Genomic DNA, 15,882 nt, shown 5'->3' with positions numbered 1-15,882 from the left:
TTTGTAAATTTATAACGTTTTCGTTCTTTTTATTGCTTCTTTTTTAGTTTATCCGAATTTATTAGAAGTCTAAAAGTCTTATATTTGTTTTTCTTTCTAAAAAAAAACTAAAAATTATCAAGATGAAAACTTTAAACGATTTCGATTTTAAAAATAAAAAAGCAATTATCCGTGTAGACTTTAACGTGCCTTTGGATGAGAACTTTAATGTAACTGATACAACACGTATTGAAGCAGCAAAACCTACAATTGATGCTATTTTAGCACAAGGCGGAAGTGTGATTTTAATGTCGCATTTAGGAAGACCAAAAGGAGCAGAAGAGAAATATTCTTTAAAACATATCTTAAGTACAGCTTCTGAAATTTTAGGAGTTCCAGTAAAATTTGCTGAAAACTGCGTTGGTGAAGCAGCTCAAGCAGCAGCAAAAGATTTAAAACCAGGTGAAGTTTTATTATTAGAAAATTTACGTTTTCATGCTGAAGAAGAAGCTGGAGATGTAGCTTTCGCTAAAGAATTGGCTTCTCTAGGAGATATTTACGTAAATGATGCATTTGGTACAGCTCACAGAGCACACGCATCTACTACAATTATTGCACAATTCTTCCCGAACGATAAAACTTTCGGAACATTATTGGCTAAAGAAATCGAGAGTTTAAATAAAGTTCTTAAAAACAGCGAAAAACCTGTAACTGCCGTTCTTGGTGGTTCTAAAGTTTCTTCTAAAATCACGGTTATCGAAAATATCTTAGATAAAGTAGATCACATGATTATTGGTGGAGGAATGACTTTTACTTTCATTAAAGCACAAGGTGGAAAAATCGGTGAGTCTATTTGCGAGGATGATAAATTAGATTTGGCTCTTGAAATTTTAAGATTAGCAAAAGAGAAAAACGTACAAGTTCACATTCCAGTTGATGTGGTTGCTGCTGACGATTTTTCAAATACAGCAAATACTCAGATTGTAGACGTAACTGCAATTCCTGATGGATGGCAAGGTTTAGATGCAGGTCCAAAATCTTTAGAGAACTTCAAAAAAGTAATTTTAGAGTCAAAAACAATTCTTTGGAACGGTCCATTAGGAGTTTTTGAAATGGAAACTTTCTCTAAAGGAACTATCGCATTAGGAGATTATATCGCTGAAGCTACAGCAAATGGAGCATTTTCATTAGTTGGTGGTGGAGATTCTGTTGCGGCTGTAAAACAATTCGGATTTGAAGATAAAATGAGCTATGTTTCTACTGGTGGTGGGGCAATGCTTGAAATGTTAGAAGGAAGAATTTTACCTGGAATCGCTGCGATTTTAGACTAAAATATCACAATTAACATTTTTTTAATTAGTTTTCTTCGATAAAGAACTTATTTTTGCAAAAGTACACTTCTCGTAATTATTTGAATTACAGAATTTTAAAAAAATGTTATATGATTGTAAGGAAAATATCATTAGTGGTTTCTGCTTTCTTTACGATGGCTGCCTTTTCACAAGAAACAGCATCGAATTTTGAAAGTAAGCCCGAAGTTAAGGTAACATATTTAGACTCTATAAAAAGCACATTCAAAAAAAATGAACTAGCTTCAAAAGTTGATAGTTTATGGATGAACGAATTAGTAAGTCTAGATATTTATGAAGACCTGACCAAAGACATTCAAACCATCAACAAAGATGTTACGGTTGATGAAGAACTGCCAACAGAATTGCTAAAACAACGTTTGGCAGCGATGAATGAGAAATCACCTTTTGAGATTGAATACAATCAAGGTTTAGAAAATATAATAAAGTCATTTCTTAAGAACCGTAAAAAATCGTTTTCTCGATTAATGGCTTTATCAGAATATTATTTCCCAATCTTTGAGGAAGCTTTTGCCAAACAAAATGTTCCTTTGGAAATAAAATATTTAGCTGTTGTAGAATCTGCTTTAAATCCTAAAGCAGTTTCTAGAATGGGCGCTACGGGACTTTGGCAATTTATGTACGGAACCGGAAAACAATACGCTTTAAAAATCGATTCTTATATTGATGAAAGAAGTGATCCTCTTAAAGCTACAGCCGCATGTTCAGAATACATGACCAAAATGTACAATATTTTTGGCGACTGGGAACTGGTTTTAGCCTCTTACAATTCAGGGCCAGGAAATGTTACTAAAGCAATTCGTCGTTCAGGCGGAAAAACAAAATACTGGGACATTCGTAATTATCTTCCAAGAGAAACTCAAGGTTACGTTCCGGCTTTCTTAGCAACAATGTATCTTTTCGAATATCACAAAGAACACGGAATTAACCCAGAAAGAGCTGTGGTTAAAAATTTCGAAACGGATACTGTAGCAATCAAAAATCAAATGTCTTTCAAACAGATAGCCGATTTATTAGACATGCCGCAATCTCAAATTCAGCTTTTAAATCCTTCTTATAAAATGGGAGTTGTGCCGTTTTACCAAGGAGAACAGCATTTCATTCGTCTTCCAAAAGATAAAATTGCAACGTTTGTATCTAACGAACCTCAGATTTATGCTTACGTAAAGTATGATTCTGAAATGAAATCTACTTCATCTAGATTGGCTGTAAAATATGCTCCAAAAGCAAAACCTGCAACGGTTAAACCTGCAGCAATTGAAAAGAATAACAGCGATTTTGAATTTTATAGAGTTAGAAAAGGAGATAATTTAGGAGCAATTGCATCTAAATATGACGTAAGCATTTCTGATATCAAAAAATGGAATAATTTAAAAACTAATTCAGTTGCAATTGGAAGAAGTTTAAAAATTAAATCGGAAGACGAAACACCTGTTAAATCTGCTCCAATTAATGATAAAAGAGAAGAAGCCATTGCATCTGCTGATGAAAAATCTAAGTCAGGAGCTGTTGATATGGACTATGTTGTAGTAGCGGGAGATAATTTAGGTAGCATTGCAAAGAAATTCGGTACGACTATTGCGGAGTTAAAAGAACTTAATAATTTAACTTCGAACAATATTGGTTTAGGAAAAACACTTATTATTTCGAAAGCAGCAATAATTATTGAAGAACCTGCATCAGTTTCTACAGCAATTGCATCAAACTCGGTTGATTCATTCAAGAAAAAAGCAGTTTCTAAAAGCGTTAGTGAAGATTATTACGTTAAAAAAGGAGACTCTTTATACAGTATTTCTAAAAAATATCCTGGAGTAACAATTTCGGATATTAAAAAATGGAATGGTATTAAAGATGAAGATATTAAACCGGGAATGAAACTTAAAATAAACGGATAAATACAAAATCTTATTTAAATTTGGGTTTTATTTCATAAATTAAGAAAATGAATAAAACCCATTTTTTATTGCTATTAATTCCATTTTTTCTGATTTCGTGCTTTAAAGGCGAAAAACAAAATGAAACTGTTTCAGGAAAAACAAACACCATTTCGGTCATAATTGACGACCAACTTTGGTATGGAGAAGTTGGTGATAGTATTCGAAATAAATTTGCTTCGCCAGTTCTTGGACTTACGCAAGAAGAACCGCTTTTTACCATTAATCAATATCCTGCAAGATTATTAGAAGGCTTTGTTACCGACAGCCGAAGCATTATTGTGGTTAAAAAAGCACCAGTCGATAAATTCGAAATCATTCGAAACAAAGCATTACCACACAATACTTTTCGCATTTACGGAAAATCTGTCGATGATTTGATTTGCAGTATCGAATTAAATTCTGCTGAAATTATAAAAGAAATTCACGACGCAGAAATCAAAAAAATTCAAGAAGATAACAGCACTTCGTTATTGAATAAAGCCATCATTAAGAATAAATTTCACATTAATATTCAAATTCCGACGGGTTATGAATATATGCTGCATAAGAAAAAATTTATTTGGCTAAAAAAAGAAATCATTAGTGGAAACACTAGTTTATTGCTCTATCAGATTCCGCTTAACAATTTTAAAAAGAAAAAAGATGTCATAAACGCTATTGTAAAAATGCGTGATTCTGTTGGAAAATACATTCAAGGACGTGAACAAAACACGCAAATGATTACTAGCGAAGCGTATGCACCGTATTTTTCAAAAGTAAAACTAGACAACAAAGAGGCTTACGAAACAAAAGGAACTTGGGAATTGAAAAACGATTTTATGACGGGACCTTTTATTAATTATGCCATTTTAGACGAAACCTTCAACCGTGTTTTAGTTATAGAAGGATTCTGTTATTCTCCTTCACATCAAGAACGTGACTTAATGTTGGAACTTGAAGCAATCATCAAAACAGTCAAAATCGATAAAAGATAGGGAGAAATTTGTTTCAGGTTTCAAGTTTTAGGTTTCAAGTTTGTGTAGAAGTTTTTCAAGTTATTAAACTATAGTGTTCTTTGCGTACTTTGCGGTTAAACTTGAAACCTGAAACAAAAAATATTTCGTAACTTTATTCGTAACAAACATTAAAACAAATAGTTATGAAAAAAGTAACCACCGCATTAGCAATTATAACAATGTGTTTTATTTCCTGTAAAAAAGAAGTAAAAACAGAAGGTGCAACTGCAGCCGATTCTGTTGCTGTTAAAACCGAAGAACCACTTATTGAAGAACCCGTAGATTCTGCAGCACAAATGAAAGCTTGGCAAGAATACGCAACACCTGGAAATCCACATAAAATGATGGCAGACGAAGTCGGAACTTGGAACTGCGATATGACTTTCTGGTACGAACCAAATGGAAAACCAGAAAAAGCAAATTCAGTAGCCGTTATTAGAATGATTTTGGGAGGCCGTTATCAAGAATCTGATTATAAAGGAACCATGATGGGACAGCCATTTGAAGGTAAAAGCACTTTAGCCTATAATAACGCAAGCGAAGAATACACCACAACTTTTATTGATAATATGGGAACCGGAATGATGGTTGCCATGGGAAAATACGATGATAGTAAAAAAAGCATGGAATTAAAAGGCGAAATGGTAAATCCTGTAAACGGTAAAAAAACACCTTATCGGGAAGTCTATACAATTGTGGATCCAAAAACAAGAAAAATGGAAATGTACGATGTCAAAAACGGATCAGAATACAAAAGCATGGAAATTGTAATGACAAAAAAATAGTTTTCTATTTTAGGTACAAAGAAACAAAGTTGCAAAGACACAAAGTTATTTCTACGAGATATAATTTGTGTCTTTTCGAATTATATAAAAACTTTATTACAGCTAAAAAATAATTTAACTTAGCGCCTTCGTGCCTTTGTGGCAAAAAAAGAAAGAATGGAATTAGAATGGAAAATAAAGCCTTTTGAGGCATTAAATGTAAACGAGCTATATGATTTGCTCAAACTTAGAAGTGAAATCTTTGTAGTGGAGCAAAACTGCGTTTATTTGGATATTGACGGGAAAGACAAGAAAGCTTTACACTTAATTGGCGAATTTGAAGGTAAAATTGTTGCCTATTCTCGTTTATTCGATGCCGGAATTTCATTTGACAATGCCTCAATCGGAAGAGTAGTTGTTGATGAAAGCTACAGAGACAGAAAATGGGGACATGAATTAATGCAAGTCGCAATTGCTGAAATTAAATCTAATTTCGGAAAAGATAAAATTACTATTGGAGCTCAATTGTATCTAAAGAAATTCTACGAAAGTCACGGTTTTGTGCAAACGAGCGAAATGTATTTAGAAGATGATATTGAACATATTGAGATGATTAGATAATAATTCGTTTTTACAAGATTATTTTTATATTTTTAAATTCTTTTGTTTTAATTCATCTTTTGTGTATTTGACTAATTTTAGTTTCAGTTTTAGAAATTTATAGTCATGTCTACTTAGGTTTAAAGATTTTAAAAGTTGAAAAAAATTGTGCTATCCTTATTTTTTTTCTCATTAACATCGCTAAATGCGCAGTCAGTTTCTGCTAACAGTTTTTCTATTACAAATCATTTTCCCAATGATCAATATGAAAAGATGAAAACTATTCAGCATCATCTTTCAAATGTCAATATTTTTGATTTAACGTATAATTCTTTTGACAATAGAAAAATTAAAGGGTTTTTAATACTGCCTGTTGAGAAGAACAAAAAGTTTCCAGTAATAATTTATAATCGCGGTGGAAATGGAAGTTTCGCAATGGTGAGTGAACCCTACATAATTAGGTTTTTATCCAAAATCGCATCAAAAGGATTTATTGTAATTGGGTCACAGTTAAGAGGATCTGAAGGAAGTGAAGGAATAGACGAGTTTGGAGGAAAAGAAATTGATGATGTACTTTCTTTATTTAGTATTATTGATAAAATCGAAATTGCCGATACAACTAAAATTGCTCAAATTGGTTGGAGCAGAGGTGGTATAACCAATTTTCAGCTTTTAAAAAGAACCAAGAAAATTGAAGGCACCATTAATATAGCTGGACCTAGCGATATTCTGAAAACTAATAGAAAAGAAATGTTTACAGTATATAGAAATCGAATTAAAAATTACAATTTGGATTCTATTTATTATTCTAAAAAAGTATCTCCAATATTCCAGATTGATTCCATTTTAAACAAAAAGGAAAACTTTTTATTTATACACGGTGATAAAGACGAAAGAGTTGAAGTTTTTAATAGTGTAGAACTTTATGATAAAACAAGAGAAAAAGGATATACAGCAGATTTTATTCTATTTGAAAATGGAGATCACAGCTTATTTGATCAATTTGATAAACTAATTGAGTATATTACTAATTGGTTAAGCAATTTATTTCATCTTAAATATTAGTAATTAAAAACTCCACTCTCCGATCATATTTATCACCTTTTTTTAGCGGATATTTATTGCCGCATCCGAGATAAGTCATACGGCTTTTGGAAATTTTTTTGGAGATTAAATAATGAAAAACAGTTTTGGCTCGATTCCAAGAAAGCCTTCTTTCTTTCGTATCTCGGTCAATGCCGTCGCTGTAAATTTCAGGTGTACAGCAGACGTGACCACGTATCTCAAACTTAATGTTTTGATGTTTTAAAAGTGTTATTGCAACTTTGTCCAATTCTTTTTTGGCTGTAGAAGTCAGCTTGGCGCTTCCAATATTAAAAAGAATAGATTCCAGATAAACCCGATCTCCAACGTTTAATTGATCTTTAAACGAAGTAACAACACCTTCGCCAAGATTGTTTTTCTTAACAACGACTAAATCAACCCGCCGATTTTTTAATCTAGTTTCAGAAAGGTTTTCAATTGTATCTGGTTTTACAATAATTCTACCTCTTCCTTCAAGAATTACAATTTTGCTTTTTTTGAATCCATAACCAACTAAAAGATTTTGGATTTTATTTGCACGTTTGTTAGATAATTTAAAATTGTATTTATCCGTTCCTCGGTCATCGCAATAGCCATAAATCTGTATAGACTCAACCTGAGAGGTGTCTATATTTTTTATAAAGTCCGAAACAACATTTATTTGTTTGCTTGTTAAATCATACCTGTCAAATTCAAAATAGATGGTTTCAACAGGTTTTTGTTGTGCCGATACTGTATAAAATGAGAAAAGAAGTATGGCTAGATTTAACTTCATTTACTACATTTTTAAAATCGTTTTATATTCTGTCTGGTTATTTAATACGCTAACTGCTCTTTTAATTTCAGAATTGTTTTTGATGTAAAACTGATACAAACCTTCTTGATATTGATATCTTTTAATCAATTCTTCCTGAATCATGTTTTTGATTTCCTTTTGGTTTTTGTCTAATAAAGTACTTTCGCTTTTTTCTAAAGCCGCCAATAATTGCTGATATTCTGGAGCAATAGTTTCGTCAATTTTTTCATTTTTAGCTGCAGCTAAAGTATTTCTCAAAGCCACTTCGGTTTCTGTATCAAAAGAAATTTTATTGGCTTTCAAGAATTGTTTGAAGGCCGTGTAATCTGCATCTGAAATAGTCGGAATCTTATCGCCCAAATTTGGATTTTTATAATAATAACTTGTTGCATAATCAAAAACACCATCATTTTTAATTAGCGCCGTAGCAATCGGACTCGTTTTAGTTTCTTCTAATTCAATATCTGGTAAAACTCCTCCGCCGTCATAAACCGTTCTTCCTTTTCTGGTTTTAAATGCATTGAAATTTTTAGCATCGGTTTTCTGAGCAATTCCATTTTTGTCTTTATGTGCATAATCCAAAGCTTGAATACATCTTCCAGAAGGTGTATAATATCTTGAAATGGTTACTTTCAATTGTGTTCCGTAAGTTAAATCAACAGAACGTTGAACCAAGCCTTTACCGAAACTTCTGCTTCCTAAAACAACTGCACGATCCAAATCTTGTAAAGCGCCCGAAACAATTTCAGAAGCCGAAGCACTTCTTCCATTCACTAAAATAGCAAGCGGAATTTGAGTGTCAATTGGTTCTTTTTGTGTTTTATAAGTATTATTATGTTTTTCGATTCTCGATTTAGTCGTTACAATTACTTCATTCTTCGGAACAAATAAATTACAGATATCAATTGCTTCGTTTAATAAACCTCCAGGATTTCCTCTCAAATCTAAAACAATCTGCGTTGCACCATCAGCTTTTAGTTTTTCCAGCGCTTCTTTTACTTCGTTTGATGCTTTTCTGCTAAAATGTGCCAAAACAATATAACCCGTTTTATCATCAATTTTTCCGTAGAAAGGAACCGATTTAATATCTACTTCATCCAAAACCAAAACAGTCGTAAATGGTTTACCTTGACGAAGATATTTGATGTTGATTTTAGTGTTTTTTGTCCCTTTCAATAATTGAGAAGCATCGTCTTTAAAATCTGCAATCAAAACGTCTCCAATTTGGATGATTTCATCACCCGCTTTTAATCCGGCTTTATCGGCTGGATAATTTTTATAAGGTTCACGTACAATTAAACGGTCTTTTTTTCTAGAAATTAAAGCGCCGATTCCTGTATATTCGCCAGTATTATTTATTTTGAAGTTGACAACATCTTGTTCATTAAAATAAACCGTATACGGATCTAAACTTCCCAACATGCTTTTGATCGCTTTATCCATCAAATCGCCAGGATTCGTTTCGTCTACATAATTGGTGTTTACGGCTTTAAATAACGTTGTGAAAATTTCGATCTGTTTGGCAATTTCAAAAAAATCTTCTTTAAAACTGGTTCCAACAAACAACATTCCCGCCGCAGCGACTGGTATAATAAATTTCTTTTTGAAATACGGATACATGATTATTCTTTTTTTCTTCTTTTTAATCTTTTTCTAATAAAATAGGCAAATACAACAAACAAAATTACAAACGGCCAAGCACTTAATAGCGAAATTAATAAATCGGATAAAGTATAGAATCCAGATTCAATTGCACTCCAAAGTTTGGAACCGTAAGATATTTTAACGCCCTCTTTTTCAGGTATTGTTTTATAAAATTCGATTGTAATTGTGCTTTCAGAAACACGGCTTTCTAAATATTTCAGCTGACCTTCTTTGGCATCGATTTCTTCGCGAATAGCAGAAATTTGTTCTTCAATTTCTAAAATCTCGCTGACTTTGTTTGCTTTCTTTAAAATTTCGAGATAACGTTCTTCTAGTTTTTTCTTGGTTTTTAATCTTGAAGTAAGATCTATATATTGTTCTGTAACATCTTGAGCAGAAATAGTTTTTACTTCAAAATACGAAACACCTTTAGAAACATCATTTATAAAGCGGTCAAAATTCTGGCTTGGTACTTTTATAGTAAGATTTCTAAAAACAGTTGCAAAATCTTTTCCTTCAGAATCGTTTATAATTCTTGCTTTACTATTGGCAACTGCCTTTTTAATTTGACTGAAAGAATTTTCTAAATTATCAGTTTCAAATTTTAAAGTCGCTTCTTTAATGATTTTTTGCTCAATTTTTTCTTTATCTTTTGGAGCTGGCGGTGGCGGAGAAGCTGGATCCGGACTTCTGTCGTAAGAGCCGCTTTCTGCTTTTGCAGGCATTTTTACAGCAGAGATAACGATGTTTTCGTTAGCTGAAGCATCAGCTTTATTACAGCCAGAAAGAATTAAAACTAAAGATAATAAAAAGAAAATGTGTCGCATAAAGTTTCAATTTAGATCTAAAACTACGATTTTTTTGTCTAATTTGATTATTAATCTTACGTTTTGAAATTTACGATTCGATTTTCTGTTCAGAATCTGGAGTTTTGTTGATTTGAAGCGAAAATTTCTCAAACAACTGAATCATTTTGGTGTTGATTTCCTGATAAGTCAAACGTTCTTTAGTCTGATAAAAAAGCATTATCGAATAATTTTGATCGAGATTATCCAGAAGTAAATGTTTGTTTAAACGATAGGTTTCTCTCAAAACTCTTTTGAAGTAATTTCTATCAACAGCTTTCTTGAAATATTTCTTCGAAACCGAAACGCCAATTTTGGTTCTTTCTTCTGAATTTTCTTCCGCTTGACGGTAAACCAAACGAAGCGGATATTTAGAAACCGATTTACCATCAGAAAATAATAATCCGATTGTGGTTTTGCTTTTTAAACGCTCGTTTTTAGGGTAATTGAAGTTCATTTAATTCAGAAAAAATTTGCAAATTTTGGTACAAAGGTACAATTAAACCAGAAAAACGGTTATTGTTTTTAATTTTAATAAGTCTAAAAATATATTTATTACTTTTGCGCATTAATTTTTGAAGCATGGAAAAAATTATATCTTATCCAATATCGGTAATTTACTATTTATTATTTGGTTTATGTTTGGCTGTTTTTCATCCAATTCAATGGATTTGTTTAAATGTTTTTGGTTACCAAGCTCACAAAAAAAGCGTAGATTATTTAAACTTCTTCCTTTTAAGATGTACAAATCTTGTTGGAACGAGATATACAATTGAAAATAGAGAGACAATTCCGACGGGAGTTCCAATCATTTTCGTGGCAAATCACCAAAGTATGTACGATATCGTGGCAATGATTTGGTACTTTAGACGTTTTCATTGTAAATTTGTAAGTAAGAAGGAATTAGGCAGCGGAATTCCGAGTGTTTCTTTTAATTTGAAATACGGAGGATCTGTCTTAATTGACCGAAAAGACCCTAAACAAGCGATACCAGTTATCAAAGGCTTGTCTGAATATATCGAAAAAAACACAAGATCTGCCGTTATCTTTCCAGAAGGAACAAGAAGCAAGACAGGAAAACCAAAAGAATTCGCTCAAAGCGGTTTAAAAATTTTATGCAAATATGCGCCTTCTGCATATGTTGTACCGGTGAGTATTAATAATTCTTGGAAAATGGTAAAATTTGGTTTTTTTCCTGTTGGTTTAGGAAATCACCTGAAATTTACGGCGCACAAAGCTTTAGCTGTCAAAGATTACAAATTTGAAGAGCTAATGGAGATTACTGAAAAAGCAGTTAAAGAAGGAATAAATGAGTATAAACAGGTTTAAGTTTTAGTCCGAGCTAAAACGTAAAACCCAAATTTAATATAAGTAATGTCTATAAAAAACATTAGATTAGAAGTAATGCAGTTTTTGGAAAAAAACGTGGATAGCTTCGTTGAACAGTATTTAATTCCTGTGGAAAAAATTTGGCAGCCGTCTGATTTTTTACCAAATTCTGAAGGAGAAAATTTCTTTGAAGAGGTAAAAGAATTACGCGAAATTGCTAAAGAACTTCCATACGATTTCTGGGTTACGCTTGTTGGTGATACTATCACTGAAGAAGCTTTGCCTACATATGAGTCTTGGTTAATGGATGTTGAAGGTGTAAACCAGGTAGAAGATGGTGGTAACGGTTGGTCTAAATGGATCCGTCAATGGACCGGAGAAGAAAACCGTCACGGAGATCTTTTAAATAAATACTTGTATTTGTCTGGTCGTGTCAATATGCGTGAAATCGAAATGACAACGCAGCATTTGATCAACGACGGTTTTGATATTGGAACTGGTTCTGATCCGTACAAAAACTTTGTATATACTAGTTTCCAAGAATTAGCAACTTACGTTTCTCATAATAGAGTTTCACAAATCGCAAAGAAATTTGGCGATAACAAGTTGTCTAAAATGTGTAAAATGATTGCGGGTGACGAAATGCGTCATCACCACGCATATAGCGAATTTGTAACTAGAATTTTCCAAGTTGATCCTAGCGAAATGATGTTGGCGTTTCAATACATGATGAAACAAAAAATCGTTATGCCAGCGCATTTCTTAAGAGAATCTGGACAAAAAATCAGCACAGCTTTTGAGCAATTTTCAGATTCTGCGCAACGTATTGGTGTTTATACAGCAAATGATTACGTTGAAATTATGCAGAAATTAATGAACAAATGGGAAATTGATAAAATTTCTAATTTGACTGACGAAGCAGAAAAAGCTCGTGATTATTTAATGAAATTACCAGCTCGTATGGCGAGAATTTCAGAAAGAATTGTAATTCCACAAGAATCTCACATTTTTAAATGGGTTGAACCAGCGAGACTGTAAAAATTTTAGATTTTAGATTTTAGATTTTCTGTATAGTGATTTATAAAGCTTGTCCTCCTGAGCGAAGTCGAAGGATCTCATGCTAAATTCGTACTGTGTGTCCTTCGACTTCGCTCAGGAATACATAAAATGAGATTTGAAATTTAAAAATATACTTGTTGATTGTTGAGGTTTATAATTAAACTTTGACAATCAACATTTTTTTATAAAAAATAATTAAAAAGCATTTTTATGAGCACTTCAGAATTAATTAATAAAACAATCTCTTTTGTAAAAGAAAAATTAAACAATGCCGAAGGTGGACACGATTGGTTTCATATCGAACGCGTTTATAAAAACTCACTTTTAATTGCAAAAGATACAGATTGCGATATTACAGTTGTTCAATTAGGTGCTTTATTGCATGATATTGCCGACAGTAAATTTCATAATGGAGATGAAACTATTGGTCCAAAAACTGCACGAGCGTTTTTAGAGTCTCAAAATGTTTCTGAGGATATAATTGCTCATGTTGTCAATATCATTGAAAATATCTCTTACAAAGGCGGAAATTTCGAAAAGAAATTCTCTTCTGTCGAATTGGATATTGTACAAGATGCTGATCGTTTAGATGCAATTGGTGCAATTGGAGTAGCAAGAGCGTTTAATTATGGGGGATTTAAAAATCGAGCTTTATACAATCCTGAAATTGCGCCTGTAACGAATATGACAAAAGAGGAGTATAAAAAGAATAACGCTCCAACTATAAATCACTTTTATGAAAAACTGTTACTTCTAAAAGACAAAATGAATACAGTAAAAGGAAAAGAAATCGCAGCAGAAAGACATCGCTTTATGGAAACATTTCTTGCTCAGTTTTATGCAGAGTGGGAAGGGGTGAAGTAAGTTTTCAGTCTCAGTTTTCAGCAACAACTGTAAACTGAGACTGAAAACTAAAAAATTAACTGCATCCACAATCCGTTCCATTGCCACAATCTTTTTTCTTTTTTGATTTGAAAAAGAACTTTTTAATCAGAAAAGCAACTGCTAATCCTAATATCGTAAAGGCTATAATTTCTTGAAACATAACTTTTTATTTTAAAAGTTGATACGCAATTAATGCAGCAAAATAAGCCAATCCGCTCATGAAAACTAACTGCATTGCTGGCCATTTCCAAGAATTGGTTTCTTTTTTTGTAATTGCCAATGTACTAGCACACTGCATGGCAAAAGCATAAAATAATAATAACGAAATTCCTGTTGGAAAATCAAACACTTTTTTTCCAGTTTCTGGATGAATTTCTGCCTGCATTTTACTTTTTATGGTTGATTCGTTATCAGAGTCTCCAACGCTGTAAATAGTAGCTAAAGTTCCAACAAAAACTTCACGCGCAGCAAACGAACTAATTAATGCAATTCCGATTTTCCAATCGTAACCTAAAGGCTGAATTACGGGCTCGATGGCGTGTCCCATTAATCCGATATATGAATTTTCTAATTTTTGAGAATTAACTTCATTTTCAAACTGAGTTTCGTCTAAAGTAGTATTTGCAAATCGTTCTTTTACAATGTTTTCAGCATCATTAAATTCTTTTCCTGGACCGTAAGAAGCTAAAAACCATAATATAATAGAAATTGCAAGAATGATTTTTCCTGCTCCAGCAATAAATGCTTTCGTTTTTTCCACTACATTGATTCCGACGTTTTTGAAAAGAGGCATTTTATAACTTGGCATTTCGACTACGAAATACGTTTTAGATTCTAGTTTTAAAACTTTATTCAGAATATAAGCAGATAAAATAGCTGCAAAAAATCCTAAAACATATAATGCCATTAAGGTCAAACCTTGAACATTCAGAAATCCAAAAATGCGTTTGCTAGGAACAACAAGCGAAATAATAATCGCATAAACTGGCAATCTTGCCGAACAAGTTGTGAATGGCGTTACTAAGATCGTAATAAGGCGTTCTTTCCAGTTTTCGATATTTCTTGTTGCCATAATCGCCGGAATCGCACATGCTGTTCCCGAAATCAAAGGCACGACGCTTTTTCCAGAAAGCCCAAATCGGCGCATGATTTTGTCCATTAAAAATACGACGCGGCTCATATATCCACTTTCTTCCAAAATCGAAATAAACAAGAATAAGACGGCAATTTGTGGAATAAAAATAACAACTCCGCCAATTCCCGGAATAATTCCTTGCGAAAGTAAATCAGTTAAAATTCCGCTTGGCAATTCTTCTGCAACCCAACTGCTTAAAGAAGCAAAAGTGCTGTCAATAAAATCCATCGGAATGGTTGACCAGCTGAAAATCGATTGGAAAATCAAAAATAAAATGGCAAAGAAAATAACGTAACCGAAAACTTTATGCGTTAAAATGCGATCAAGTTTTGCACGAATATCTTTTGCCATCGAAGCATCAACTTTTAGACCTTCTTTTAGAACATCATTTATAAACTGATATCTTTTTATAGTTTCTTTTTGCTGAAGACGTTTTAGTTCTGAATGTGATTTGGTGAAAGTGTTACGAACTTCATTTCGATCCAAATTTGAAAAATTGACATCTTGCGTAATTACAAGCCACAATTTGTACATTAATTGATTTGGAAATGCATGCTGAAGTTTTTCAAAATATTCAGGATCAATTACAGAAGCGTTTAAACATGGCTCGTGCGGTATGGTTTTATAAGAAACAATAAGTTCTTTTAGCTCATCAATTCCTAAACCTTTTCTTGAACTTACTAAAGCAATTTTAGTTTTTAGTTTCTCTTCTAAATACGGAATGTCAAGAGTAATTCCTTTTCTTTCCATACGATCTGACATATTGATAACCAAAATCGTCGGAATTTCAAGGTCTTTTATTTGAGTGTAAATCAGTAAGTTTCTTTTCAGATTTTCAACATCTGTTACCACAACGGCAACGTCTGGATAAAGTTTGTCGTTTTTATTCAATAAAAGTTCGATAACCACACTTTCGTCCATTGAACTAGCGTTCAAACTATATGTTCCTGGTAAATCTAAAATATTGGCTTTTACATTATTGGGTAATTTACAGAAACCCATTTTTTTCTCAACCGTGATTCCAGGATAATTTCCAACTTGTTGATTTAAACCTGTAAGCTGATTAAAAACAGAAGTTTTTCCGGTATTTGGATTTCCGATAAGGGCAACATTGATATTCTGAACGCTCATTATAAATTGTTTTGGATAAGTTCAACTTCAATTTCACGAGCCGTTTCAATACGAATTGCAACATGTGAGCCGTTTATGTCTAAATATAAAGGATCGCCAAAAGGTGCAACTTGCAGTAATTCAACTAAGCTGCCAGGCAGACAACCCATTTCTAATAATTTAAGTGGAATAAGATCGATATCAAAATCTTTGATAATGGCTTTTTCGCCTTTTTTCAGGGTGTGTATTGTATTTTGCAAGCTTATTTAGATTGAATTTAGATTGCAAAAGTAGGCAATTATTCTTTATTTCAAGGCATTTAACACTTCGACAAATGCTAAAACTTTCTAA

At 32.6% G+C, this 15,882-nt stretch carries 16 protein-coding genes; 9 read left to right on the top strand and 7 right to left on the bottom strand.

Translation table 11 applies throughout. From position 1 onward, the window contains the following. Window positions 1-122: 122 nt before the first annotated feature. The 6 genes from NYQ10_RS04505 (at window position 123) to NYQ10_RS04480 (ending at window position 6,710) form a co-directional block, all read left to right on the top strand. The gene (locus tag NYQ10_RS04505; protein ID WP_289879080.1) at window positions 123-1,310 is read left to right on the top strand and encodes a phosphoglycerate kinase; all 1,188 of its coding nucleotides are present in this window, start codon (window positions 123-125) and stop codon (window positions 1,308-1,310) included. Window positions 1,311-1,420: 110 nt separating this feature from the next. Beyond that, the gene (locus tag NYQ10_RS04500) at window positions 1,421-3,244 is read left to right on the top strand and encodes a LysM peptidoglycan-binding domain-containing protein (protein WP_289879079.1); all 1,824 of its coding nucleotides are present in this window, start codon (window positions 1,421-1,423) and stop codon (window positions 3,242-3,244) included. 47 nt (window positions 3,245-3,291) lie between these two features. After that, complete coding sequence (locus NYQ10_RS04495; RefSeq protein ID WP_289879078.1) at window positions 3,292-4,260, top strand: DUF4837 family protein; 969 nt, start codon at window positions 3,292-3,294, stop codon at window positions 4,258-4,260. Window positions 4,261-4,424: 164 nt separating this feature from the next. Further along, window positions 4,425-5,066 carry a DUF1579 domain-containing protein gene (locus NYQ10_RS04490; RefSeq protein WP_289879077.1) on the top strand — a complete coding sequence of 214 codons (642 nt, stop codon included), beginning with the start codon at window positions 4,425-4,427 and terminating at the stop codon, window positions 5,064-5,066. Between the two features lie 156 nt (window positions 5,067-5,222). Further along, on the top strand, window positions 5,223-5,666 hold the full coding sequence (locus NYQ10_RS04485; protein ID WP_289879076.1) for a GNAT family N-acetyltransferase: 444 nt from the start codon (window positions 5,223-5,225) through the stop codon (window positions 5,664-5,666). Window positions 5,667-5,918: 252 nt separating this feature from the next. Continuing rightward, window positions 5,919-6,710, top strand: coding sequence for an alpha/beta hydrolase family protein (locus tag NYQ10_RS04480; RefSeq protein WP_289879075.1), 792 nt, complete (start codon window positions 5,919-5,921; stop codon window positions 6,708-6,710). On the opposite strand, the gene NYQ10_RS04475 is transcribed toward NYQ10_RS04480, so the two are convergent. The 4 genes from NYQ10_RS04475 to rnpA all read right to left on the bottom strand — a co-directional run bounded on the left by NYQ10_RS04475 (window position 6,700) and on the right by rnpA (window position 10,470). Then, window positions 6,700-7,503, bottom strand: a complete 804-nt coding sequence (locus NYQ10_RS04475; protein WP_289879074.1) for an OmpA family protein — start codon at window positions 7,501-7,503, stop codon at window positions 6,700-6,702. The two genes, NYQ10_RS04480 and NYQ10_RS04475, sit on opposite strands and share 11 nt — an antisense overlap. A gap of 3 nt (window positions 7,504-7,506) precedes the next feature. Then, entirely contained in the window at window positions 7,507-9,144 is a 1,638-nt protein-coding gene (locus NYQ10_RS04470; RefSeq protein ID WP_289879073.1) for a S41 family peptidase, read from the bottom strand. Window positions 9,145-9,146: 2 nt separating this feature from the next. Next, the gene (locus NYQ10_RS04465) at window positions 9,147-9,995 is read right to left on the bottom strand and encodes a DUF4349 domain-containing protein (RefSeq protein ID WP_289879072.1); all 849 of its coding nucleotides are present in this window, start codon (window positions 9,993-9,995) and stop codon (window positions 9,147-9,149) included. 70 nt (window positions 9,996-10,065) lie between these two features. Further along, the gene (rnpA, locus tag NYQ10_RS04460) at window positions 10,066-10,470 is read right to left on the bottom strand and encodes a ribonuclease P protein component (protein ID WP_289879071.1); all 405 of its coding nucleotides are present in this window, start codon (window positions 10,468-10,470) and stop codon (window positions 10,066-10,068) included. Window positions 10,471-10,595: 125 nt separating this feature from the next. Between rnpA and NYQ10_RS04455 the strand changes: the two genes are divergently transcribed. From NYQ10_RS04455 to NYQ10_RS04445, 3 genes are all read left to right on the top strand, one after another. Continuing rightward, window positions 10,596-11,342, top strand: coding sequence for a lysophospholipid acyltransferase family protein (locus tag NYQ10_RS04455; protein ID WP_289879070.1), 747 nt, complete (start codon window positions 10,596-10,598; stop codon window positions 11,340-11,342). 45 nt (window positions 11,343-11,387) lie between these two features. Beyond that, on the top strand, window positions 11,388-12,380 hold the full coding sequence (locus NYQ10_RS04450) for an acyl-ACP desaturase (RefSeq protein WP_276171619.1): 993 nt from the start codon (window positions 11,388-11,390) through the stop codon (window positions 12,378-12,380). 231 nt (window positions 12,381-12,611) lie between these two features. Then, window positions 12,612-13,265 (top strand): HD domain-containing protein, encoded by a 654-nt coding sequence (locus NYQ10_RS04445; protein WP_289879069.1) that lies wholly within the window; start codon window positions 12,612-12,614, stop codon window positions 13,263-13,265. 55 nt (window positions 13,266-13,320) lie between these two features. Here NYQ10_RS04445 and NYQ10_RS04440 read toward each other — a convergent pair whose 3' ends face one another. Genes NYQ10_RS04440 through NYQ10_RS04430 form a run of 3 tightly spaced genes read right to left on the bottom strand, consistent with a single transcriptional unit; the run spans window position 13,321 to window position 15,791 of the window. After that, window positions 13,321-13,446 carry a FeoB-associated Cys-rich membrane protein gene (locus NYQ10_RS04440; protein WP_115887728.1) on the bottom strand — a complete coding sequence of 42 codons (126 nt, stop codon included), beginning with the start codon at window positions 13,444-13,446 and terminating at the stop codon, window positions 13,321-13,323. Window positions 13,447-13,452: 6 nt separating this feature from the next. Then, window positions 13,453-15,552, bottom strand: a complete 2,100-nt coding sequence (gene feoB, locus NYQ10_RS04435) for a ferrous iron transport protein B (RefSeq protein ID WP_289879068.1) — start codon at window positions 15,550-15,552, stop codon at window positions 13,453-13,455. After that, window positions 15,552-15,791: a FeoA family protein gene (locus NYQ10_RS04430; RefSeq protein WP_144216515.1), complete on the bottom strand. Its 240-nt coding sequence runs from the start codon at window positions 15,789-15,791 to the stop codon at window positions 15,552-15,554. The genes feoB and NYQ10_RS04430 overlap by 1 nt, the downstream gene beginning before the upstream one ends. Window positions 15,792-15,882 lie beyond the last annotated feature (91 nt).

The sequence above is a fragment of the Flavobacterium johnsoniae genome (assembly GCF_030388325.1).
Taxonomy (GTDB): Bacteria; Bacteroidota; Bacteroidia; order Flavobacteriales; family Flavobacteriaceae; genus Flavobacterium; species Flavobacterium johnsoniae_C.
This window is presented reverse-complemented; position numbering and strand designations above follow the sequence as displayed.

Bases quoted from the DNA above. Each gene is read 5' to 3' on its own strand.
- rnpA (WP_289879071.1), bottom strand. From the start codon at position 10,470: ATGAACTTCAATTACCCTAAAAACGAGCGTTTAAAAAGCAAAACCACA.
- NYQ10_RS04500 (WP_289879079.1), top strand. From the start codon at position 1,421: ATGATTGTAAGGAAAATATCATTAGTGGTTTCTGCTTTCTTTACGATG.
- NYQ10_RS04440 (WP_115887728.1), bottom strand. From the start codon at position 13,446: ATGTTTCAAGAAATTATAGCCTTTACGATATTAGGATTAGCAGTTGCT.
- NYQ10_RS04450 (WP_276171619.1), top strand. From the start codon at position 11,388: ATGTCTATAAAAAACATTAGATTAGAAGTAATGCAGTTTTTGGAAAAA.
- NYQ10_RS04445 (WP_289879069.1), top strand. From the start codon at position 12,612: ATGAGCACTTCAGAATTAATTAATAAAACAATCTCTTTTGTAAAAGAA.
- NYQ10_RS04505 (WP_289879080.1), top strand. From the start codon at position 123: ATGAAAACTTTAAACGATTTCGATTTTAAAAATAAAAAAGCAATTATC.
- NYQ10_RS04485 (WP_289879076.1), top strand. From the start codon at position 5,223: ATGGAATTAGAATGGAAAATAAAGCCTTTTGAGGCATTAAATGTAAAC.
- NYQ10_RS04455 (WP_289879070.1), top strand. From the start codon at position 10,596: ATGGAAAAAATTATATCTTATCCAATATCGGTAATTTACTATTTATTA.
- NYQ10_RS04495 (WP_289879078.1), top strand. From the start codon at position 3,292: ATGAATAAAACCCATTTTTTATTGCTATTAATTCCATTTTTTCTGATT.
- NYQ10_RS04465 (WP_289879072.1), bottom strand. From the start codon at position 9,995: ATGCGACACATTTTCTTTTTATTATCTTTAGTTTTAATTCTTTCTGGC.
- NYQ10_RS04490 (WP_289879077.1), top strand. From the start codon at position 4,425: ATGAAAAAAGTAACCACCGCATTAGCAATTATAACAATGTGTTTTATT.
- NYQ10_RS04475 (WP_289879074.1), bottom strand. From the start codon at position 7,503: ATGAAGTTAAATCTAGCCATACTTCTTTTCTCATTTTATACAGTATCG.
- NYQ10_RS04480 (WP_289879075.1), top strand. From the start codon at position 5,919: ATGAAAACTATTCAGCATCATCTTTCAAATGTCAATATTTTTGATTTA.
- NYQ10_RS04470 (WP_289879073.1), bottom strand. From the start codon at position 9,144: ATGTATCCGTATTTCAAAAAGAAATTTATTATACCAGTCGCTGCGGCG.
- feoB (WP_289879068.1), bottom strand. From the start codon at position 15,552: ATGAGCGTTCAGAATATCAATGTTGCCCTTATCGGAAATCCAAATACC.